Here is a 22,512-nt window from a genome sequence, read left to right as displayed (position 1 = left end):
AATGAAATTTTCCCTGACTTTTTGTTGCTGCCTGTTATCGGCTATCTCTTTTGCACAACCCGGTATCTCCGAAATGCAGCAGGCCCAATCCGATCTGTCCTCCACCTTTTTTTCAGCGTTTAACTGCTCAATGGTCATCGCAGGCCTGCTCGGTTTAAACGGGGCGGTCAAGATATACCACAATTGGCAAATGGGCAAAGAGCGGATTGATTCAGATGTGGCGGCATGGTTTTTTGCCGCGATGTTTATGGTGCTTGCCGGTGCATTTTTAAGGGCGTTGTTCGGAATCTGAACGCCCATTTTTTCAAGCAGCTTCTTCTCTGGGAGCTATAAAAGATTCTCTGTCTTAACATTCTTTAAATCGATCCTGCGTGCAGGATTAACCGCGCGGCTGATAACCGTTTTTACCATTTCGGGCCTGATTGCTTTTGCGTTGTTCGTGATCTGAACGCATTTCAATATAGCCGGCTATCTACCAGGTAGCCTTAAAAGATCTCCGCCTTTTATTTTTTCTCCTTTTTCATGTTTAGTAAAACAAAAAAATTATGGGCATCAGCCGTGCTGATGACCCTTTCGGCTAAGGTATTTGCACAAAGCGGTGTAAATGGCCTGAACACTGCCACTTCTACCCTTCAGACCTATGTAGACCCTGTAACCAATATTACCCTGGTTATCGGCGGCATCGTTGGTATTGTAGGTGCCATCCGGGTCTACTCCAAATGGAACAGTGGAGATCAGGATATCAATAAGGAATTAATGGGTTGGGGAGGATCGTGTGTCTTTCTCGTCGTTTCCGCATTGGTGATCAAATCATTCTTTGGATTAACCTAATGGCCAGGCGTTACGCCGTTTATAAGGGGCTTCAAAAGCCCCTTATATTCAAAGGCTTTAAAGGAAAATTCATTTACTGGGGTTTAGCCTCGATCCTTGCCGGCCTTGTCTTCGGGGCATTAACGATGTCGCTGGTCAACATGTGGCTCGGCGCAATTGTCCTCATCGGCAGCATGGTAGGCGGCTTATTCTATACCGCAGGCAAACAAAAAGGCGGCCTTCACGATAAGAGCCGCGCCAAATCAATTTACATCCTGAATCATTATGGCCGCAAAGACCTTATTTAATATCCCATTTGTCGGGGTAGATAAAAGCGGAGAATATGACCTGCTCATCGGCACAACCGGGGAATGTTCGGTGCTTATCCAAATGGTAAACCCGGTGATCAGGTACTCCGCTTACCCGGCAGGTTATGAAGAGTTTCACCATTTGCTGATCAACATTGTTAAAGTTCTAGGCGACGGGTATGTACTCCAAAAACAGGACATTATCAGCCGCTCATCCTACAAGGCTAAACCGGCTACCGAATACCTGCAACAAAAGTTCAATTCCCATTTTGAAGGCAGGGAATGCCTGAAGGTGGACACTTACCTGACCATTACCCAACAGGTAAAAAAGGGCGCTTTTTATGTGTACGATGCCAAAGCATTGCGCGACTTCCGGCAAGCCATTGGCAAAGTGCTGGACATCCTTTCTGGGTCAGTAGTGCTGAAAGAAGATCGCATTAACCGCCTGCTGATGCAAATGCTAAGCATGGACTTCCAAAGCAGCCATATCAGTCTGAATAACCTTTCTCCATCAGAAACAGAAATTAAAATCGGGGATAAATCCATCAGGAATATCACGCTTGTCAATATTGACAGCATAGACCTTCCCCAGGAAGTAGGTACCCATATCGAGCTAAACGAAAAGGAAAGTATGCGGGGTTTCCCGGTGGATTTCCTTTCCTTTCTTTTTAAGGTTCCCGGTTGCGATATCATCATTTATAACCAGGTGATCGAGATTCCAAACCAGGTTATGACCTTACGGAAACTGGAGCTAAAGAAAAAGAGGCATTCAGGTATTCCCGACCCCGCTAATCTACTTTGTGTGGAAGACATCGATCTGTTATTGAATGATGTTGCTCGGGAAAACCAACTACTGGTGAATTGCCATTTTAATATACTGGTTTCTGCCCCGGAGGCTGCCTTACAAAAAGCCTGCAATTTTATTGAAAGTTCCCTTTTTCAGTTAGGGATCATCCCAAGTAAAAATGCCTACAACCAACTGGAACTGTTCCGCAGCGCACTGCCGGGAAATGCCATCGAACTAAAGCCCTACGATTGGTTTTTAACCACCTGCGATGCGGCGGCCTGTTTCTTTTTTAAAGAGTCCCTGCCAAAAGATGAGCCGTCAGATTTCCTGATCAGGTTTACCGACAGGCAGGGAATACCGGTGGGTATCGACCCTTCGGATTTGGTTATGAGAACAGGGCGGATCAATAACCGTAACCGGTTTGTACTGGGCCCAAGTGGCTCCGGCAAGAGTTTCTTTATGAATGCCCTGATAGAGCAGTACATGCTCTACAATATGGACATGGTTATCGTGGACACCGGCCATTCTTATTCGGGCTTGTGCTCCTATTACAAGGGTAAGTATATCACCTATTCAGATAAAAACCCGATCACCATGAACCCTTTCCGGATTACCGAAGAGGAATACAATATTGAAAAGAAAGACTTTTTATGTACACTGATTGGTGTAGCCTGGAAAGGTGCAGAGGGGTCGTTCAGCCCGGTCGAACGTGATGTGGTTTCCAATGTGATCTCTGCCTATTACAGTAAATTTTTTGCCGAAAATGGGGAACTGACCTTTGATACCTTTTACGAGTTCGCGCTCGAAAAAATACCCGAAATTAAAACGGAAGAAAGGATCGTTTTCGATTTTGACGAGTTTCGTTACGTACTCAAAAAGTTCTATAAAGGCGGTGAGTTTGCGCCCATCCTAAACAAGGAAGCGGATAAATCTCTATTCACTGAACGCTTTATTGTGTTCGAAATTGATTCCATAAAGGAGCACAAAATCCTTTTTCCCATCGTCACGCTGATCATCATGGATGTCTTCATCCAGAAGATGCGTTACCGTTCTGACCACCGTAAAACGCTTGTAGTGGAGGAAGCCTGGAAAGCCATCGCCAGCCCGCTCATGGCCGGCTACCTGCTTTACCTTTATAAAACTGTCCGTAAGTTTTGGGGGGAAGCGATTGTGGTAACCCAGGAATTGGGGGATATCATTGGCAACGCCGTCGTAAAGGACAGCATCATCAATAATTCAGATACGATTTGCCTGCTTGACCAGACCAAGTTCAAGGATAATTACAACGAAATCGCTGCGCTTTTATCTATCAATGAAACCGAGCGGCGCAAAATTTTCACCATTAACCAGCTCGACAATACCGACGGTCGAGGCCGCTTTAAGGAAGTTTATATTCGCAGGGGTGCTGTTGGTGAAGTTTATGGGGTAGAGGTGTCATTGCAACAATACCTTACCTACACTACGGAAAAACCGGAGAAATCTGCGGTAGAGCGCTTTACCAATAAGTTTGGGTCTTACCCCGAAGGATTGGATGCCTTTGTCGCAGCGCTTGCCGCAAGCGGTTTATCGCTGCCGGCATTTATTACACGAGTAAATCAAAGTTAAATTTATGAAAGCATTATTCATCTTACTGTTTTGCTTTGCGATCAAAGCAAGCCACGCACAGGAACTGGTGGTCGACCCTACTACATCCGCCGCCATAGCCGTTAATGCAGGTGTCATTAACGGGCAGCTCAATACAACCAATAACAAACTGGACCTTATCCAAAAAGGCCAGTTGGCAGTAACAGGGCAGTTGACCATTGTTAATACACTTCAAAATGATATTTATAAAGGGCTTAGCCAGGTAGCTTCGGTATTAAGCAACTTAACCACCATAAAGGAAATTGCAGAATGCGGGAGCGACATCGTTTCTGATGTAGAAGCCTCTCTGGTACTGGCTAAATCTGACCCGGTATTGTTGCTTTTTGCCCAAAAAGGGGCCCAGGACTTTGAAACCCGCGCCGTAACCCTATCTGCCGATGTCAGTGCATTTGTCCTGAAAGGCGGCAGCAATAACCTGATGAACTCCGGCGAGCGTGGCAAACTGCTGAACCATATCGCTTCTGAAATGCGGATACTCCGCGGCATCGCTTACGGGATGGACAGGGCTATGTATTGGGCGCAAATGAACGGGATCTTCCGCTCCCTGAATCCGTGGGCGACATGGCAGAACGAGGATGTGCGCATCGCAAACAGTGTCATCAACAATGCCAGATACCTTAAACAATGAATTTTAATCTTATCATGGTCTGCCCACCATGGAAACGATTTAATCGTTTCAGAACGAGAGGGCCCTGCCTTCCCGATAATTTACCACCAAAACTAAACAGATCCATTGAAGCCTTTGAGTTCATTCAACATATACTGAGGGATTTTACGGCCGATGAGCATATGGTTTTTGTTTGGGTACCCGGAAAGTACGCTACAGATTGCAGGGAATATATGGCCCGCCTTGGCTACACAGCCCGTGGGTCATTTATTTGGGTAAGGCCAAAATGGAAAAGAGGCAGCGATAAAAAGACGATAGAATTTCTCATCGTCTGTCATAAGGGCGAAAAATCTCAACTGTCTGATCGGTATCTCAAAATGGCTGATTCACATTTTACCGGCACGGTTAAAAACCGGTCGGCAAAGCCCGAAAGCGCTTATGAATTTCTCGAAGAGGAATTTCCTTGGGCAATTAAGCTTCAGATTTACGGCTGGACAACAAGGCCGGGCTGGACCGTATTTCATAAAAACGATAAAAAAATCCAGTAGCATCATGAAAATGAAAATCTTATTATTTCTCACCTTAATTGCCGGGACAACTAAGGTTTTTGGACAACAAAGTACATTAGATATTGTAGGAATCCATCAATTGGTTGATGAATCAACCTCCGAAAATAAATTGCAGGTAAAGGCCAGGAACCAGCAAGCGGCGGCAACAGCCAATGAACAGGCCAATCTCACCCTGCTCGAAAAGCTTAAAGGAACTTACCGCACCTTACAGCAACGTTACAATACTTTAGGCACGGCAATAACCGTAGCCGATGTTGGCATCTATGCAGCGCCAATGGTTGACCAGATCGTCAGTTACCAGGCGCAGATCGTCGCACTTGCGGAAAAGAACCCCGCACTGATTGCTATAGGATTCCAATCAGAAGTTCTATTTGCTGAAAAAGCAAAGAGCTTGTTAGGTTATGTTGCGGGGCTGATACTCTCCTATGGGGATATCAACCAGATGAAGGCCTCCGACCGCAAAATGCTTTTTGACTACGTGATTTCCCAACTGAGCAACTTACAGCAGCTCTCCGGAAACATGGTCAATATGATGCAATACTCCAGCCTGGCCTCTTTGCTGAAAGCGGCTAATCCCTTTCAGAATTTCATTAATGCCGATAAGTCTATCAGCAAAAGCATCATTCAAAACGCAAAATACCTGAAATGAAACGAATAATTATACTGCTGTTTTTCGCCTCGAAAATGGCAACAGCACAGGAAGTCGTATTTGACCCGCAGCATTTCGTTTCGGTGACTGAAAATGGCGTGGTTAGAAGCTCAGCCGAATCGACACATGACCAATATCTTGGAAAGATCAATACGAATATCAATGACCTCAATACTAATGTTGGTTCTGTGGTGTTGGCCCAAACTATCATTTATAACGGGCTGGCTAATGTCAATTCTGCTTTAAAAGACGGCCTTGAAGTGAAGTACATGGCGGTGATCGTTGCAGATATGACCTCTTATATTGACCAGGCCCTTGAACTGGCAAAAGCGCAGCCCTACCTGTTACTTTTCGCGGATAATATCGCCTCGGAAATGAAGCAGCATGCCTTAATGCTTGTTACCGACATTTCCGGGTATGTGTTAAAAGAAGGGAACAACGTCCTTGCCGATTATAATGCCCGTGATCAGCTCATGCGGAAAGTTACCCAGCAATTACAGCTACTGGACAGCCTGGCCTACGGCGCGTGGCGCGCTATGTATTGGGCAAAGGAACGCGGGATTATTGCCTCCTTAGACCCTTACGCCAATTTTATCAACAGGGACAAAGCAATTGTCTCCCGGATTATTCAAAACGCTAAATACCTACAACAATGAAAAGATTATTATTTCTAATAACGATTTGTCTGTTGCTTTTTGCCCGCGCAAATGCGCAGGAAGAAATCAACGACCAGAGCCTCAGGTACCAGGAACAACGAATGGTGTTCCAGCAATGGGACCAGAATAAATTCACCCCAACATCCGGCTTTCTTGGCCTCAACCCTTATTACTGGCTAACCTGGGGCTGGTTTTATCCAAATTACCACAAAACTGATTTGCGGCCGCTAAGTGCAACCGGGCCTCAAACCCAAAGGCTGGCGCTGGTGGGCACCATGAATAGCATCGATAACAGCTATAAATTACAGTCTGATACCGTAAGGAATACGGCGCTGTCACAGATAGCTAACCAGTCTGGCGCAATAACCGATGCTGACCCGCTTTGGCTTTTATATTATGACGATGAATTTAAACCGGTGCTCAATTATTCAATGGCTACAATCCTTGCCGGGCTCTCCCCGCAGGTAAGCGCCAAACTGATCTCCGAAGGAACTTACACCTGGTACACTAATGAGTTGTCCAGATTAAAGCAGCGAATACAAGGAGCACATACTACCGATATGGATAGGGGAGCAAGGATCATGGCTTACTTCCGGCTATTGCAGGATTACAAAAAGATTTCAGGGGTATGGGCTATCCGTACCGCATCTGCCCAAAGCACGCTCAATATGGCCGCTCAACAACAAAAACTGCAAAACGGGCAGGTAACCATTACCGGCTGGACCCCTCATACCGATGTCGCCATAGCCAATAAAGTATTACAGCACCTCCAATGAAAAAGAAAATTATATTAATGTTCCTGCTGTTGCTCGGAGTAACGGCAGGATTCGCGCAGACTACACCGGCCCCCATTGATACCGCAAGCAGCAACAAAACCCTTGAATTTCTCCAGGGGGACGGGGTTTATGAAAATGGCGTTATGGTTTTTCTCCAGGGGCTTAAAGATTCCATCTGGACACATTTTGACCTTTTTATTGTCGATGCCCAGGCCCTTGCCGCCATTTTTATGATTATCTACTTCGCCATCAAGAGCTATGAAATGATGGTAGGGGATAAAAAAATGGAGATTATGCCCCTGTTAAGGCCTTTTGGCCTGGCCATGATTATTTTATGGTGGGGCACCTTTGTAAAGATGGTTGCATTTCCTACCGATTTGGTTGCAGCTCAAACTGACCAGATGTACGAGAGTGAGCAGGTAAATGTAGATAACCTGCGGCTTACCCGCGCAAACTTAATGCTGGCCGTAGCCAATTCCCTTTATACCTTCCAGGCGCAAACCGATGTGGCCGAAAAAGAAAGTGACACATGGTACGGACAGGCATGGGATGCCGTGACAAGTACCGTCAAACAAGGTATCAGCGCCGTGGTTTCACCCCTGATCGAGCTGAAAAACAGGCTGACGGTTGGGATGCAGTTGCTCTTTACGCAGATGCTGGAATTGCTCGGTATCTGGATATTACGGATTGCGGTTTATATTATTTTTATGCTGCAAATCATTTATTCCTCGATACTGGTCATTCTTGGGCCGTTTGCCGTTTCGGTGAGTATTCTCCCGGCATTCCGGGATAGCTTCAGTACCTGGATTGCCCGATTTGTTTCTGTAAACCTGTATTCAGGAATTGCTTACCTGATCATGTACCTCTGTGGCTTAATGCAGGAATACGCGATGACTTCCGAAATCAGCAAATATCAGGAACTGGTTGGACAGAATGGCACCACCGCCAACCTTGAACAAATGGCATGGTTTGCAGGCAACGGTATCCTTTCATTTGGAACGGTGATTATCGTTTTCCTGATTGGTGCCATTTGCATGTTTACCGTGCCCAGTATTTCAACGTGGATCATTTCTACCTCCGGTATCAGTTCCGCCACTTCTACATTCGGCAGAAGCGCGGGAACGGTAACAGCCGTTGCCAGAAGGGCTGCGGGTAGTTTTTTCTGATAAACCCTTTTTCTTTCCCCTGACTCCGGGCTGCATGGTGATCTGTGCGGCCCTTTTTTAACCCTCAATTTTATGATCATAAAAAACATTGAAGCCAAAATCAGGCTGGCCACTTTTATTGCGTTCGGCAGCCTTTTAACAGCGCTCGCCATCGTAGGGACAACCTGTTTCTTTTGCTACCGGCTGGTCTCCAATTCACAAAAAAGCATTTACCTGCTGGATAACAATATCCCCATACTGGCCCGGCAAACAGACCTCCAAATGAACAGGCCCGCAGAATACCGGGCTGACGTTGACCTTTTTCATTCGCTGTTTTTTTCATTAACGCCCGACGATAAGTTCATGGAATACCAAATGAAAAAGGCGATGTACCTGGTAGATGAATCCGGTATGCAGCAATACAATGACCTGAAGGAAAAAGGGTTTTTTAATTCTATCCTTTCATCAAGCTCTGTGCTGACGCTGCAAACCGATTCCATCGCCCTGGATATACCGAAAAGGTATTTCCGCTATTATGGCAAATTGAAGATCGACCGCCGAAGTTCGACGGTAATCCGCTCCCTGATAACAGAAGGCTATCTGCAGGATATACCGCGCAGTGACAACAACCCGCATGGCGTGTTGATCACCAACTGGAAAACACTAGAAAATAAGGACCTGCAAGATGTGGAGAAAAATTCATTCTAATCGTGATCCCAGGGACACGATTTATAGCGAACTCAAAAAGGAGTTCAGCCCCTATTTTGGAAAGGCAAACAGTGCCGGTAAAAATCTTTTGCAGCGTTATCCCAAATTCTTTTTTGGGTGCATGGTCACGCTGATGGCAGTTTCATTGGCACTGAGCTTTACTGTTTTCAGGCATCATGAGCCGGTCAAAGCGCAAATGCCAACCAAAACACAATCCAGTCCGATTCAGGATGGGTTTACGCAGATCATGGTGACCGCCGGGGAGATCAAACAAACACTAAAACTGAAACAACTGGTTGACAGCATTACCGCCAAAAAACAACTTACCCAGGCGGATAGTACATCGCTGGACAGCGCACTAAGCCAATTGCAGCGAATTCACAATCACCAAAATAAAAATAGGTGACCCACAAAGGGATCTCATTTCAAACAAAATCAAAAAACATGAAAATTAACTTTAAACAGCCCAAATATGTGCTGCCACTCATCGTTTTGCCTTTTTTGTGCCTGTTCTTTTTTGTCTGGCACAGCGGTTTCTCTAAACCAAAAAAGGAGGTTAAACAGGTCGTCGGCCTTAATGGAAGTGTAGGCAATGTTTCGGCCGATGTACGCAAAAAAGATCTTGCAGATAAGCTTGATGCTTACAGAAACACCTTTAAGCAATCCGATGGCCTTACCGCAGTAAACGCGATTCAAAAAGAGCCTACCAGTAATGCCTCCTTTCATGACAACTATTCCGACAAGGAAAAGAAAACGCTGGATTCAATTAACCAGGCCATGAAAGCGAAATTTAGCCAGCCCCAAACGGTTAGCAAAACCAGGGCCGTCAATCATGACCAGGAACTGGCCAACGCGATTTCCGGAATGGCAAACAGGCAAAAGCAACAGCCGCGTCCCGCAGAGCCGAAGGAGAAAGACCCGATGGAGATGTTTAAGGCACAGATGGCCTACATGGACAGCATCCAAAAACAAAACGACCCGGCTTACAAAGCCGAACGCCTGAAAAAACTGGCCGCCGAAAAAGCGGCGCAGGAAAAGGCATCCGAAGTAAACTATACAGTGGTAAAAGCTGCTACGGCCTCAGACGACTTTAATACGATAAAACCACCAACTGACGACAAATTCATTATGGCCACCATAGATGAAAATGAAACCGGTTATGCGGGATCAAGATTGCGGCTAAGGTTACTCGAGGACATCAAAGCCGGTGCCAACCTGATCCCCAAAGGAACATACATATATGCCCTCATAAGCGGGTTCTCGGAACAAAGGGTAAAGCTGTCCATTACGTCCATTTTGTCGAACGGGAAAATCTTACCGGTCAAACTGGAAATCTACGACCTGGACGGAATGCCCGGCCTGTATGTTCCATCATCCGCATTCCGGGATTTCACAAAAGACCTCGGCAGCAATACGGTGCAGGGCGTTTCCATCGATGGAAATTCAACCAGCTTCATTATGAGTTCCGTTGACAAAATGTTTCAGTCCACCTCATCTGCAATCGCAGAACTGGTACGGAAGAACAAAGCCAAGCTTAAATACAATTCCTATATCTACCTGATAGATAAGGACGCTTTAAAAAGCGCCCAAAAATCTTATTAAACCGGCAGTTAATGCCGATAACCATTCCATTTAATTCAAAAAATAATCCGATGAAAAAATTATTGTTTTATATCACTATGCTGATTTCAGTTACCGTTCATGCTCAGGACAGCCTGCCGACCGTGCAGCTACCAAAAAACCTGACCGTCCATTTCATTTCGCCCGAGCCGGTACAATACGTAGATATTTCCAGCAAGGCGCTTGCCGGGGACTTGCCGCTCAAAAACGTGGTAAGGATCAAACTGAAAGATTCCACCAAAAACTTTGAAGATGCCGTTATCACCATAGCCGGTGAGACATTCATAGCACAATACCATATTGTTCCCGGCGGCGCTGCTGCACCTACAGAAATAAACATTATGCCGGCCGATACCCGGCCACTGGATATTGCGGGTATCGGCTTTTCAAAAAATCAGTTAAAGGCAATGACCCTGAACCTAATGGCCGAAAAACCTGGCGGCAGCGTTGAAAAAGTCAGTGCATTTGGGATCAAAGGACAACTGAACCATGTTTATACCCTGGGAGATTATATCTTTTTGGATGTCAGTTATAAAAATAAGACGCGGCTTAAATATGATATAGATGAGTTCCGCTTTAAGGTGGAGGACAAAAAAATCACCAAAGCCTCTAACGTGCAATCGGTGGAACTCAAGCCGGAATATATCCTGGTGGAAACGCCGTCTTTTGAAAAGTATTACCGCAACGTCTTTGTCTTTAAAAAGCTCACATTCCCAGGAAACAAAGTCCTGCATGTTGAGCTGAGCGAACAGCAGATATCAGGGCGGATTATTACGCTCAATATCTCCTACAAGGATATCCTTAACGCCGATACCCTCCCTAACTAACCTACCATTTCTTTTTTATGACTGATTCCATAGCCTATGATTATGTAAAACTGGTGCTGGAGGAAGAGTTTTTGGCGACGTATCTGCGCTTTTCCAACCACGGCATTTTACACTATGAACTGACCAATATCCTCGAAGTATGCTCGCCTTTGATCAGGGGGCTTGACGAGGACGACCGCTTCCTGAAGTATGAAGTGATCGGCACCATCGCAGCTTATTTACAGGAGGTTTAATATGGCATTTAATCCTGTAAGGAAGATGGCAGACAATATCGCAGCCATCCGGATCGCGCTGGATTTTTCCGGCCAGCAGCTATCTGAAGCAGAATTGGAAACGTTAAGAAAATATGCCGGTTTCGGCGGCCTCAAAGCGGTATTATTTCCACCGGGAAACCAGGAGGAATGGGTTAATCTCAATGCTTCGCAGGCTGACCTGAAACTATATCCGCAGGTCATGGAATTGCATAGCCTTTTGCAGGAAAAATTAACCGTAAAGGATTATAAGACGGCCATAGATGCTGTAAAGAGCAGCTCACAAACCGCTTATTATACACCGGGATTTTTGGTGGAAGCCATCTATTCGGCGATGCAGTCAAGCAATATATTTCCCAAGCGGTTATATGAGCCGAGCGCCGGTGCAGGCATCTTTGTCGATGAAGCAATCAAAGCATTTGATAAAATTGAACAGGTAACCGCAGTTGAAAAGGATATCCTGACCGGGAAAATACTGAAAGCCATTTGCTCGGCACACCCGGTACCGGTTGATGTCCAGATCAAAAAGCTGGAGGAAACCAGCGCCACTGAAAAGGCGCAATCGGATATCGTTATCAGTAATATCCCTTTCGGGAAAATTGCGGTACACGACCCGGCCTATAACAAAAGCGGCATCTCCGCAAAGGTGCATACCTATTTTTTTGCTAAAGGGCTGGACAAGATAAAGGACGGCGGCATCCTGGCTTACATTGTCACCGATGCCTTTTTAAACAATCCGTCCAATGAAACCGCTCGAAAGTATTTATTTACCTCAGCCGACCTGTTAAGCGTAGCTGTGCTGCCGGCTAACCTGATGAAGGAAAACGCCAACGTGGAAGTGGGTATGCACCTGATCCTGGTGCAAAAAAACGATAGTAAGGAAATGCTGACTGAAGCTGAAAGCCAATTGATCGAAACCGTTGAAAAGGAAAACACTTTTGGCAAATACTACCTGAATGCCTGGCTGGCTGATAAAAGCGAACTCGTTTATGCCGATGAGATCATCGAAGGCACAAACGCCAGGGGGAAAGCTTCAAGGCTTGCCTGGCAAAACGGGAACATCGAAGAGATTGTTCCCATGCTAAAGGAACAGCTCATCGCGGGGTTTGCAAACTTAGACTTCGCCAAATGGGAAGCAATTTCCTTTGATAAAAAGGAAGGTCCGCTAAGGCAATTCACCTTCCTGCCGGTTCCGGTTATTGAAAAAAAGCAGGAAAAACCGGGCTTAAACTTCGGGCAATTGGGCTTGTTTGATGCGCCACCAGCCGGTGAGAATAAAGCTTTGGCCTATTTGGACGATCTTGACAAGCAATTCATTGATGCAGCATCGGCCCGGCTGATCAGTACCATTCGCACTACGGCCAAACCGCTGCATGACAGCATCGTCCTGCTAACGGCACAAGCGAAAGGCAATAACCGTTTCATCTATAAGCTTTATAGCAACCTCGGGGAAATTGCTTTTCCGGCCAAATGGTTAAACGGGGCGGGCCTTGGGCATGAGTTAGATGCGCTTTCTGCGAAACTGAAACATTACGGCCATGATTACCGCTATGAGGGCGATGCTACCCTGGAGCCTGCTTTTAAACTTTTACCCGACAGGCCCAAAGCTTTTACCAACCTAAAGCCGTTTTACCAAAAAGATACTCTTGTCATTTTTAATGGTAAGCTTGGACTAATAGGCGAACCGCAGAATTTTGAGGCGAAATTTGAACCCCTCGAGCAGCAGCCGGAGTTGCCGTTTTATGAGGACTACCTCGTTCTTAGGGATATTTACCTGGAGCTTTCTGAAAATGAAACTGAACACAAAATACAGTTCCCGGAATTACGCCAATCGCTGAATGTTTATTACGAAGGCTTTGTTGCCAAATATGGCGAACTCAATAAAAACAGCAACCGCAACCGGATTTTTAATGACGCCGCTTTAGGTTTTAAGATCCTTTCTTCCCTTGAAATAAAGGAACAGGATAAATTCGTGAGGTCGGATATATTTTACGGCCCGCTTTTTCAGCAAAAGGAATTGCTGAAAACGGATAATCCCTCGGAAGCGCTGGCCCGGTGCCTGAATGACCTGGGCAGGGTTGACCTTTCCATGATTACACAGGCCACCGGGTTGACCGAAGACGAAGCTATCCTTCAACTGGATAAACAAATACTGCTAAACCCGAAAACGCTGGCATGGGAAACCACGGACAATTATTTATCGGGAAACGTAGTTGAAAAGTTAAAGATCGCTGAAACAGCTGGGGAAGCAGAACCGGAAAACCTGCAATTTGCCCGAAGCCTGGCGGCTATCCGCCGTGTTCAACCAGAAAAAATCCCTTTCGAGTTACTGGATTTCAACCTCGGCGAGCGGTGGGTACCTGTTGAGTTTTACCAGCGTTTTGCCTCTGATCTTTTTAAGCTGGATACTAAAGTCAATTTCTTTGGTTCCATTGATACCTATAAGGTCAGCTATGCAAAAAAGGGAAATACGGTTACCAACGAAGAGTTTTCGGTAAGCCCGAAGGAAAGCCCGAAAGTCACCGGAAGGGGTTTGCTGGAATATGCACTGCTAAATACCAACCCTCATTTTACTTATGAGGTGGATATGGGTGACAAAACCGTTCGGGTGCCGGACACCGAAGCTATCCAAACCGCGCATCGCAAAATTGACAATATCCGCGCTCGCTACCTCCTTTGGTTATTAGAACTGCCTAATGAGGATAAACAGCACTTAGAAAAGCTGTACAATGATACCTACAACTGTTACCGGCTAAGGGAGTATGACGGCAGCCACCTGACGTTTCCGGGGCTGGATTTACCAGCGCTTAAAATTCCGGCGTTATTCAGCTCACAAAGGGATGCCGCCTGGCGGGTCATCCAAAACAACGGCGGCTTAATAGACCATGAGGTCGGACTCGGCAAAACTTTGACGATGATCATTGCCGCAATGGAAATGAAGCGGCTTGGAATTGTCCACAAACCAATGATCCTGGCGCTGAAAGCCAATATCCAGCAGATTACAGATACGTTCCGGCTGGCTTACCCAAAAGCGAAATTGCTCGCTCCGGGCGAAAATGATTTTGAACCTGCTAAACGCAAGCGGATTTTTCACGAGATAAAAAATAATAATTGGGACTGCATCATTTTAACGCACGACCAATTTGGGAAAATCCCGCAGGCCCCGGAAATACAGCGTCAAATACTGCAAATAGAGTTGGACAATACGGAACTTGATCTATTTGCGGTTCAAAATTCCGGTGATGAAATTACCCGCGAAATGCTGAAAGGTTTGGAAATCCGTAAGGAAAACCTGGAAGCGAAGTTGCAGGGTATCATCGAAGCAATTGATCAGCGAAAGGACACAGGCATCAATTTCAGGGAACTGAATATCGACCACCTGTTCATTGATGAATCGCATAAGTTCAAGAACCTCACCTTTACCACCCGGCATACACGCGTCGCAGGATTAGGAAATCTTTTGGGCAGTCAAAAAGCGCTCAACATGCTTTTTGCCATTCGCACTTTACAGGACCGCCAGGATAACGACCTATGTGCTACCTTTCTGTCCGGCACACCGATTTCCAACAGCCTGACGGAAATGTATTTGATCTTCAAATACCTCCGTCCCCGCGAACTCGAAAGGCAACAGATTTCAAACTTCGATGCCTGGGCAGCGGTTTACGCCCGGAAAACGGTCGATTTTGAGTTTACGGTAACCAATGAGATAAGGGCGAAGGAACGTTTTCGACACTTTATCAAAGTGCCTGAACTGGCGCTGTTTTATAACCAGATAACGGATTATAAAACGGCCAAACATATCAATTTGGATAAACCCGAAATTGATGAGGTACTGGTAAATATCAAGCCGACCACAGACCAGCAGGAATTTATCAAAAAGTTGATGGGTTTCGCCAAATCCGGTGATGCCACGCTTATTGGCAGACGGCCGCTGACCAGGCAGGAAGACAAAGGCCGGATGCTCATCGCCACCAACTATGCCAAAAAAATGGCGGTGGATATGCGCCTGGTCGACCCCCAAAAATATGGGGACGACCCCGGCAACAAGGTAAATATCTGTGCAAAGAACGTTGCGGAAATTTATCACGAAAGTGCACTTCACAAAGGTACGCAGATCATCTTCAGCGATATCGGAACGCCTAAGACCGATGAATTTAACGTTTACGATGCCCTGCGGGATAAATTAGTTAACGAGTTTGGAGTTCCGGCAAACCAGGTAACCTTTATCCACAACTGGTCAACGGATAAACAGCGCAAAGAGCTATTTAAAAAAATGAATGCCGGGGAGATCAGGATTCTGATTGGCAGCACAGAAAAAGCAGGTACGGGTTTAAATGTACAGGAACGGATCGTAGCCATGCACCATCTTGATATACCCTGGAAACCATCGGAGCTGGAACAGCGCGACGGAAGGGGTGCAAGGCAGGGTAACTGGCTGGCCAAAATGTTTTACGGCAACAAGGTCCGCAACTTTATTTATGCGGTAGAACAATCACTGGATAATTATAAGTTCAACCTGTTAAAGAACAAACAGATCTTCATTAGCCAGATGAAAAATAATGAACTGGCCGTCCGCACCCTCGATGAAGGCGCGATGGACGAGCAAAGCGGCATGAATTTTTCGGAATACATCGCCATTTTATCAGGTGACACTTCTCTACTGGAAAAAACTCGCGTCGAAAAAAAAGTAGCGGAACTGGAGGGTTATAAATCAGCCCATTTTAAGGAAGTTGCCCGAAGCCGATACCTGCTGGAAGACCTGGAAAAGAAAAGCCGTGATACCCGGTCAACCCTTGATATGGTTCATACGGATGAATCGGCTTACAAAAAGGTGCTAAAATATGACGGGGATGGCACCAAGCTGAACCCGTTAAAGCTGAAAGATATGCCGCAGGCAGATGCGGTAGCCATAGGGCAAAAACTAATTGACCTTTATACCAACTGGTCGCCGGAAGATTACAACAAGCCGGAACTCCATATAGGTGAGCTGTATGGTTTTGACCTTTATATCAGACGGAAATTGCAGACAATAGAAGGCGTTTTGTCGGGACGTATAGACTTTGTGACCTCGATGTACGCGGAAAGCCGTGCGACAGGGATAAAATACATGCAGAACGGCGGCGCGCCTACTATTGATAATCCGAAACTGGCCGCACGATACTTTCTAAGCTCCATTGACCGGGTAATCGGTATGGCCGAGCGCTATGAAAAAGAGCTGACCGACCTCAATAAGCAAATCCCTGAAATCCTTGAACTCACCAAACGGCAATTCGACCAGGAATTTGAGTTGGCTGCGCTGAAAAAAGAACTGGATAAACTGGAACTGGAAATCAGCCGCAAGATCGCTGAAAAGGATAAAGAACAGGCAGGAAAGCAAATTTTTGATGAACAGGAAGTTTCGGAAGAAACAGATGAAGAAAACCTTGAAATAGCAACCAGCCAGTTAAAACGTTAAAAAACAAACTCGATTTTATGAAAAAAGTATGCACCTACGCAAGGCCGCGCCCGGTTATTGAATTGGAAGGAACAGCCTTTTACATTGATGCCGACAACCGGAAATTGATACAGGTCGGCGATCCTGAAAATGAAATGGACTGTCTTGAAATGCGGTCCTGTGGCGACCACCTTGAATTGTGGTATGACCCCTTAATAAAGAATATATATAGAGGCGATCACGGTGAAACACCGCCCGAACATATTCAGGTATATTGGTTCGATTCCATCGATGCCCTTGACCCAGCCGGCGCATCCCGAAGGCTCGACGAATTGAACCCGGACTGGCGTTCCGAGCTACCCAACAATGTTAAGGGGATTGATATTGCCGGGAGACAGTTTTTTGTGGATAAAGAAGATGGCTGCTTTCGCGAGATCAACAACCTATGGAATTCAATAGGCTTTTACCATATCATGCGTAAAAACAAACGGTTTGGGCTTTATATCAATTTAGATAACCACAACGTTGCTTTCTCCTACGACCTTCCGCTCAAACACTCCCTGGACGAATTGCCCGGTCATATTGTATTTGCAAAACTTCCCAAGAGCGCAAAACTTAAAAAGGTTATCAAACGGTATATACGCCAAACCAAAAAGGAGCCTAAATACATTTAGCTAATGTCTTCCATTAGCTTGATCCGCCCGTAAGCCACTGGCGGGGATTTTACCAAATATTCTTTTATCGTGGAAGAACGGCGAAGCCCTCCTTCCAGCCATTAAAAAACAAATATTATGGAAGAAACGCGTGAGCAGCAAAAACTGCACGGCTTTTTGCAATGCGCCATCTATTTTTCAATAATTATAGAAGCGGCCATTTTTATCTACCCCAATGCCCCTTTCTGGGGCATTTTTATTTCACCGCTTCACAAGCTTAGTCACCTGCTGATTTACTCGAAACTGGTTTATAGCAAATTGGCGACGTTTGGCCTCATCTGCCTGGTCAGTATAGGTACGCTGGCAAAAAAGAAAACAGACCTCGACCCCAAAAACCATATCGTCTATCCGCTGGCGCTCGGTCTGTTTTTATTTTTCGGCAGTATAGCTTGCCAGGGACGGGCCTCACCGCTTGCATTTGATTATACGAGCTGGTATAACCTGCTTTATATGGTCTGCTCCTTTATCGGCGCGCTCATGGTGAGCGTTTCGATGGACAATATCTCCAAGTTCATCAGGTCGGGGCTGGGCAAGGACAAATGGAATACAGAAGCAGAGAGCTTTATGCAGCCGGTCAAACGATTGGATACGCCGTATTCAGTCAATATTCCGATGCTGTTCTACTATAAAGGCAAAGTAAGGAATGGCTGGATAAATATCTGTAATGTATTTCGCGGCACGATGGTTATCGGCACCCCCGGATCGGGTAAAAGCTTTTCTATCATCAACCCATTTATCCGGCAATTAATCGCCAAAGAGTTTGCGGTTTGCTTATACGATTTCAAATTTCCCGACCTCGGACAAATTGCTTATTACCATTACCTCCTTGCCAAGCAAAACGGTAAACTGAATGGATTTACCTTTCATGTCATCAACCTGAACGATATTGAAAAAAGCCGCCGCATCAATCCCTGGCGGGCAGACTATATCCGTTCATTGGCGGATGCCGCCGAGACAGCCGAAGCATTAGTGGAAGCTTTAAAAAAAGGAGACCGCTCCGGGGGAAGTGACCAGTTCTTTACGCAATCAGCGGTTAATTTCCTTGCCTCCTGCGTTTACTTTATGAGTAAATACAAGGATGGTAAGTATTCAAGTTTTCCACATGTGCTTGCCCTGCTGAACCGTTCCTACGAGGAAATTTTTAATGCCCTCACCTCCGAACCGGAACTTAGGTCTTTGCTGTCTCCTTTTATGACTGCCTATAACGCAAAGGCGTTTGATCAATTAGAAGGGCAAATAGGCACGCTGAAAATATTTATCAGCCGGCTGGCCACTAAAGAAACATTTTGGGTATTCTCTGGAAATGATTTCGATTTAAAAATATCAGCCAAAGAAAATCCGGGAATGCTCGTACTGGCCAATGACCCGAGTACACAGAATATCAATTCTGCCTGCTATTCCATCGTGCTTAACAGGCTCACTAAGCTGATCAATTCCAAAGGGAATCTGCCGTCTGCCCTTATCATCGACGAAATTCCTACAATTTTTACTCATAAGGCGGAAAATTTAATAGCAACCGCGAGGAGCAATAAAGTCGCCTTTGTAATGGGTTTACAGGAGTTGCCGCAATTGCAGCAACAATATGGTAAAGATACCGCAGCTACTATTACCGCCGTAGTCGGTAATGTATTGGCAGGTTCTGTCCGCAACAAAGACACATTGGAATGGTTGGAGCGCCTTTTCGGAAAATCTAAACAATTGGGTGAGGGTTTATCCATAGACCGCAATAAAACATCCACTTCCCTTAATGAAAAGCTGGAAGCGCTGATCCCGGCAGGTAAAATTGCGTCCCTTAATTCCGGTGAAATGGTCGGCGTTATTGCCGCAGATGCGCAGGAGAAATTTACCGGGGCTTTTGACACCTCTGCGATAAACTGCCGCATCAATTTAGATATGGCAGAAATCGCGCGCGAAGAAAAGGCTTATAAGACCTTGCCGGCCTTTTATGATTTCGGCGGGAAGCTGCATGAAAAGCTCACACAGAATTTCAACCATATCACCCATGAAATTCAGGAAATGGTGCTTGCATTTAAGCCGCCTACACCGCCCGTACCGATTAAAGCCTCGATGAAAAAATGATTACCGATAACAGTGAAGTACAGCTCCCCGATTATGTGCTGGTTAATCCCCGGCTTACAGATGATCCTGTTTTCAGGCAGGGACAGATCGGTGTCATCACGGCAGCCATCCTGAATACCGACGAGTTCATTGTAGGGTTCGATGATGCCCAGGTAGGGTTATATAGTGCCAATGCGCTCTTATTATTGAAGCCACCTGAAAGTATTTATGAATACATGCACGAACATGCGTTGCTGTTGTCCAATGACGATTTTAGGGAACTAAAAAATATAGCCCTTTTATTGGACTATGGTTCTAAACCGTATATGCGTACTTCGATGGAATTAGTTCAAAAAAATCAAAATATCCTTGATGCCGCTACAACCGGCTTAGACGAATACATAGGATTAAACCAAAGCAAAGGACTCAAACGCTGATTCCTGATCTGCGTGGCCGCTTGCAAACCTGCATTCCGGTCTTCACACCTTATTTTTTTACAATTGAATCGCTGAATATGAAAGAGCAAGACGCTATGGGTTTGGTCGTGATGGTCAGCCCGGTCCTCTGGACTTCTGATTATGCAGGTAGTATCGGTAAAATCGAATTTACAGATTTCACGGATGACAACATTTGGATAAGATTTGAAGATGAGGAAGTTGATTGTTTCAGTTCCAAAACCGTCTTTGTCCTGAAGAATGCTGACGAACTAAACGAATTAGCTGAAAACAAACAGGGATGGTTATGGCCGCCGTTACCTGAAAATCTTAAAATACTGGCTGCACTGCAGGCATTCGGATCGGACAAACAAATGAAAGCCGCTTTCAAGCTGTTGCAAGACGACCCCGAACTTCACCGGTTGGCCACTATCCGGCTGAATGAAGTCATTGACCTTGCCCCACCACGAAAAATAGGCAGGTAAAAATTTAAATATTAAATATTATGGAAAATGGAACTTTAACCGGATCGCTTGTTTTAGTGCATCCGGATTTTAAAAATGACCCTGTGCAAATGCAGGGACAAGTTGGGGTTATGACCTATCCGAGAGAATTGAATGAAATGTATGTCAGTTTTCCCGGTGGTAAAGAAGGAATATACTCCTGGGATACCTTGTTTAAGCTTAAAGATAAGAAGGAGATATTTGATGACCTGATGGCCAACGGCTCGTCAATGGAACAAAACGACTTTAAGGCCATGTACAAAATTATGCTGCTCCAGGACAGGGGAACTTCCAGGGGCACCTATGACGCCCTCGAAATTGCCCGTGATAATCCCGGAATTTGGGAAAGGGCACTGGATAACGTCAGGCACACCGAAAAGATCGGGCAGGAAAAAGTTTATGCCAGATGAAAACACTGATCAGCATCTGCCTGGTCTGCCTCCCCCTCAAACACCTTACTATAAATTCGGGCTATGGTTACCGCGTCCACCCGCTTACGGGCAAATACGCCATGCACTATGGAATAGACTTTAAAGCCAGGCATGATACCGTTTATGCCGTCCTTGACGGTTTTGTAAGTTCCATTGGCTTCGACGACGGCCTCGGCATCCATATCCGGCTAAGCCACGGCGATTTCGAATCAGTTTACGGCCATCTCAGCAAAATTCTGGTGGGGCCGCAGGATACCGTTTTCGCAGGCGAACCGATAGCGATTACCGGTGCAACGGGAAGGGTCACGGGCGAGCACCTCCATTTCTGTATCTGCTACAAGCACAAATACATCAATCCAATTAAATTTTTATATGAACTGTTAAACAAAAACGATTATGAACGACAAAAATTTCAAAGCGCTTCCGATCCAGTTGTCGAATAGACTGGTAGCGGAAATCAAAGAGGGAAACTCTCTTTTTCAAAAACCGGTAAAAGAAAACGGGATGCCCGCTTTCGTAACACCAATTAACCCGACAACAGGAAAGGGCTACAGCGCCATGAACGCGCTTATTTTAGGGATGCAGCGCCATGATGACCCGCGTTGGATGTCGGCTGATGCTGCACGCTATGCAGGCAACTGGGTAAAAAAGGATGAAAAGGGAACGCTCATCGAATTTCCGAAAACAAAGGATATCCAGGCCATTCGTACCGCCGAGGGTGGAAGAATTAAGGATGATGCAGGCGTCACCCAAACAAAGACGGTGACTTTTGAAAAGCCGCAGCAGGCCAAACCCTTCCTTTTTAATGGTGAGCAGCTAAAAGACATGCCACCATTGGAGGACTTTCTGAAAAAACAAAATGAGGCACAACCGCTGTCACCCATCGAACGTGCTGAAAAAATGATCGCTGATAGTAAGGCCACCATCATACACGGCGGCCAGGAAGCTTACTACGACAAGCTTAGGGACGTAATTTTCCTGCCGGAAAAGGAAACTTTTGAAAATGAAACCAAGTACTACCAGGCTGCCATCCACCAGTTGGCACACTGGTCAGGGCATGAAAGCCGCCTGAACCGCCCAATGGACGGAAAGCTTGGCTCACTGGATTATGCCCACGAAGAAATGCGTGCCGCGATTGCCGGTATCCTGATAGGCGGTGAATTAAAGATCGGCCACAACTTCGGGCAGCAGGCTGCCTACATGAACAACTTCGTTAAAATATTGAAGGACCAGCCATTTGAGATCGCCAAAGCTTCAAGGGATGCCCAGCGGATTTCTGGCCTGCTTTTAGGTGTCACCCAAAAACGCGAACAAAAACAAGGCAACGGTACCAATGCAGGTTTTCAAAAGGGCGACGAGATCGCCTACATGCATAATTCCTATAAGGTTATCGATATGTATAAAACTAAAAGCATCAAAGTTGAAGATGCCTCCGGCACCCGCAAGATCGTAAAGCCAACTGACGGCTTGTACTCATCCCTTTTGGAAGCTAAAAATAACCCACGGGAATTGGAAATAGCGATGGACGAAGGACAGGGCCAGTCGCTGGAAAATAAACAAAACCATAAAATAGGCAGATAAT

At 45.8% G+C, this 22,512-nt stretch carries 23 protein-coding genes; all 23 read left to right on the top strand.

The annotated features are described in order from the left end of the window. Nucleotide 1: 1 nt before the first annotated feature. Entirely contained in the window at nt 2–292 is a 291-nt protein-coding gene (locus QZX97_RS17295) for a DUF4134 family protein (RefSeq protein WP_295648350.1), read from the top strand. A gap of 230 nt (nt 293–522) precedes the next feature. Next, nucleotides 523–831 carry a DUF4134 domain-containing protein gene (locus tag QZX97_RS17290; RefSeq protein ID WP_295648353.1) on the top strand — a complete coding sequence of 103 codons (309 nt, stop codon included), beginning with the start codon at nt 523–525 and terminating at the stop codon, nt 829–831. Next, complete coding sequence (locus tag QZX97_RS17285; RefSeq protein WP_295648356.1) at nt 831–1,118, top strand: plasmid transfer protein; 288 nt, start codon at nt 831–833, stop codon at nt 1,116–1,118. The genes QZX97_RS17290 and QZX97_RS17285 overlap by 1 nt, the downstream gene beginning before the upstream one ends. Continuing rightward, a complete protein-coding gene (locus tag QZX97_RS17280) occupies nt 1,096–3,510 on the top strand; it encodes a TraG family conjugative transposon ATPase (RefSeq protein ID WP_295648358.1) in 2,415 nt (804 codons plus the stop codon). Before QZX97_RS17285 ends, QZX97_RS17280 begins: the two co-directional genes overlap by 23 nt. Before the next feature lie 4 nt (nt 3,511–3,514). Further along, nucleotides 3,515–4,177 carry a hypothetical protein gene (locus QZX97_RS17275; RefSeq protein ID WP_295648361.1) on the top strand — a complete coding sequence of 221 codons (663 nt, stop codon included), beginning with the start codon at nt 3,515–3,517 and terminating at the stop codon, nt 4,175–4,177. Next, nucleotides 4,174–4,704, top strand: coding sequence for an MT-A70 family methyltransferase (locus tag QZX97_RS17270; RefSeq protein WP_295648363.1), 531 nt, complete (start codon nt 4,174–4,176; stop codon nt 4,702–4,704). The genes QZX97_RS17275 and QZX97_RS17270 overlap by 4 nt, the downstream gene beginning before the upstream one ends. 4 nt (nt 4,705–4,708) lie before the next feature. Next, entirely contained in the window at nt 4,709–5,374 is a 666-nt protein-coding gene (locus tag QZX97_RS17265; protein WP_295648366.1) for a hypothetical protein, read from the top strand. Next, nucleotides 5,371–6,030 carry a hypothetical protein gene (locus tag QZX97_RS17260; protein ID WP_295648369.1) on the top strand — a complete coding sequence of 220 codons (660 nt, stop codon included), beginning with the start codon at nt 5,371–5,373 and terminating at the stop codon, nt 6,028–6,030. The genes QZX97_RS17265 and QZX97_RS17260 overlap by 4 nt, the downstream gene beginning before the upstream one ends. Beyond that, on the top strand, nt 6,027–6,806 hold the full coding sequence (locus QZX97_RS17255) for a hypothetical protein (RefSeq protein WP_295648372.1): 780 nt from the start codon (nt 6,027–6,029) through the stop codon (nt 6,804–6,806). The genes QZX97_RS17260 and QZX97_RS17255 overlap by 4 nt, the downstream gene beginning before the upstream one ends. Then, nucleotides 6,803–7,972, top strand: a complete 1,170-nt coding sequence (locus tag QZX97_RS17250; protein ID WP_295648374.1) for a plasmid transfer protein — start codon at nt 6,803–6,805, stop codon at nt 7,970–7,972. Before QZX97_RS17255 ends, QZX97_RS17250 begins: the two co-directional genes overlap by 4 nt. A 72-nt stretch (nt 7,973–8,044) precedes the next feature. Next, nucleotides 8,045–8,659 carry a conjugative transposon protein TraK gene (gene traK, locus QZX97_RS17245; protein ID WP_295648376.1) on the top strand — a complete coding sequence of 205 codons (615 nt, stop codon included), beginning with the start codon at nt 8,045–8,047 and terminating at the stop codon, nt 8,657–8,659. Then, complete coding sequence (locus QZX97_RS17240) at nt 8,637–9,065, top strand: hypothetical protein (RefSeq protein WP_295648379.1); 429 nt, start codon at nt 8,637–8,639, stop codon at nt 9,063–9,065. Before traK ends, QZX97_RS17240 begins: the two co-directional genes overlap by 23 nt. Before the next feature lie 38 nt (nt 9,066–9,103). Continuing rightward, nucleotides 9,104–10,261, top strand: a complete 1,158-nt coding sequence (traM, locus tag QZX97_RS17235) for a conjugative transposon protein TraM (RefSeq protein WP_295648381.1) — start codon at nt 9,104–9,106, stop codon at nt 10,259–10,261. Between the two features lie 50 nt (nt 10,262–10,311). Then, nucleotides 10,312–11,106, top strand: a complete 795-nt coding sequence (gene traN / locus QZX97_RS17230; protein ID WP_295648384.1) for a conjugative transposon protein TraN — start codon at nt 10,312–10,314, stop codon at nt 11,104–11,106. 17 nt (nt 11,107–11,123) lie between these two features. Continuing rightward, nucleotides 11,124–11,339, top strand: a complete 216-nt coding sequence (locus QZX97_RS17225) for a hypothetical protein (RefSeq protein WP_295648387.1) — start codon at nt 11,124–11,126, stop codon at nt 11,337–11,339. 1 nt (nt 11,340) lies between these two features. Continuing rightward, nucleotides 11,341–16,812, top strand: coding sequence for a helicase-related protein (locus QZX97_RS17220; protein ID WP_295648390.1), 5,472 nt, complete (start codon nt 11,341–11,343; stop codon nt 16,810–16,812). 17 nt (nt 16,813–16,829) lie between these two features. Further along, a complete protein-coding gene (locus tag QZX97_RS17215) occupies nt 16,830–17,465 on the top strand; it encodes a hypothetical protein (protein WP_295648393.1) in 636 nt (211 codons plus the stop codon). Between the two features lie 117 nt (nt 17,466–17,582). After that, nucleotides 17,583–19,583, top strand: a complete 2,001-nt coding sequence (locus tag QZX97_RS17210; RefSeq protein ID WP_295648395.1) for a type IV secretion system DNA-binding domain-containing protein — start codon at nt 17,583–17,585, stop codon at nt 19,581–19,583. Then, nucleotides 19,580–19,999: a hypothetical protein gene (locus QZX97_RS17205; protein WP_295648398.1), complete on the top strand. Its 420-nt coding sequence runs from the start codon at nt 19,580–19,582 to the stop codon at nt 19,997–19,999. Before QZX97_RS17210 ends, QZX97_RS17205 begins: the two co-directional genes overlap by 4 nt. Nucleotides 20,000–20,076: 77 nt before the next feature. Beyond that, nucleotides 20,077–20,481: a hypothetical protein gene (locus QZX97_RS17200; RefSeq protein WP_295648401.1), complete on the top strand. Its 405-nt coding sequence runs from the start codon at nt 20,077–20,079 to the stop codon at nt 20,479–20,481. 20 nt (nt 20,482–20,501) lie between these two features. Then, on the top strand, nt 20,502–20,909 hold the full coding sequence (locus QZX97_RS17195) for a hypothetical protein (protein ID WP_295648404.1): 408 nt from the start codon (nt 20,502–20,504) through the stop codon (nt 20,907–20,909). Then, nucleotides 20,906–21,373 carry a M23 family metallopeptidase gene (locus QZX97_RS17190; RefSeq protein WP_295648408.1) on the top strand — a complete coding sequence of 156 codons (468 nt, stop codon included), beginning with the start codon at nt 20,906–20,908 and terminating at the stop codon, nt 21,371–21,373. Before QZX97_RS17195 ends, QZX97_RS17190 begins: the two co-directional genes overlap by 4 nt. Further along, nucleotides 21,327–22,511 (top strand): zincin-like metallopeptidase domain-containing protein, encoded by a 1,185-nt coding sequence (locus QZX97_RS17185; protein WP_295648410.1) that lies wholly within the window; start codon nt 21,327–21,329, stop codon nt 22,509–22,511. The genes QZX97_RS17190 and QZX97_RS17185 overlap by 47 nt, the downstream gene beginning before the upstream one ends. Nucleotide 22,512: the final 1 nt, after the last annotated feature.

This window comes from uncultured Mucilaginibacter sp. (genome assembly GCF_903893715.1).
Classification (GTDB): domain Bacteria; phylum Bacteroidota; class Bacteroidia; order Sphingobacteriales; family Sphingobacteriaceae; genus Mucilaginibacter.
The sequence above is the reverse complement of the archived record's forward strand: the minus strand, read 5'-3'. Positions and strand labels throughout refer to the sequence as shown.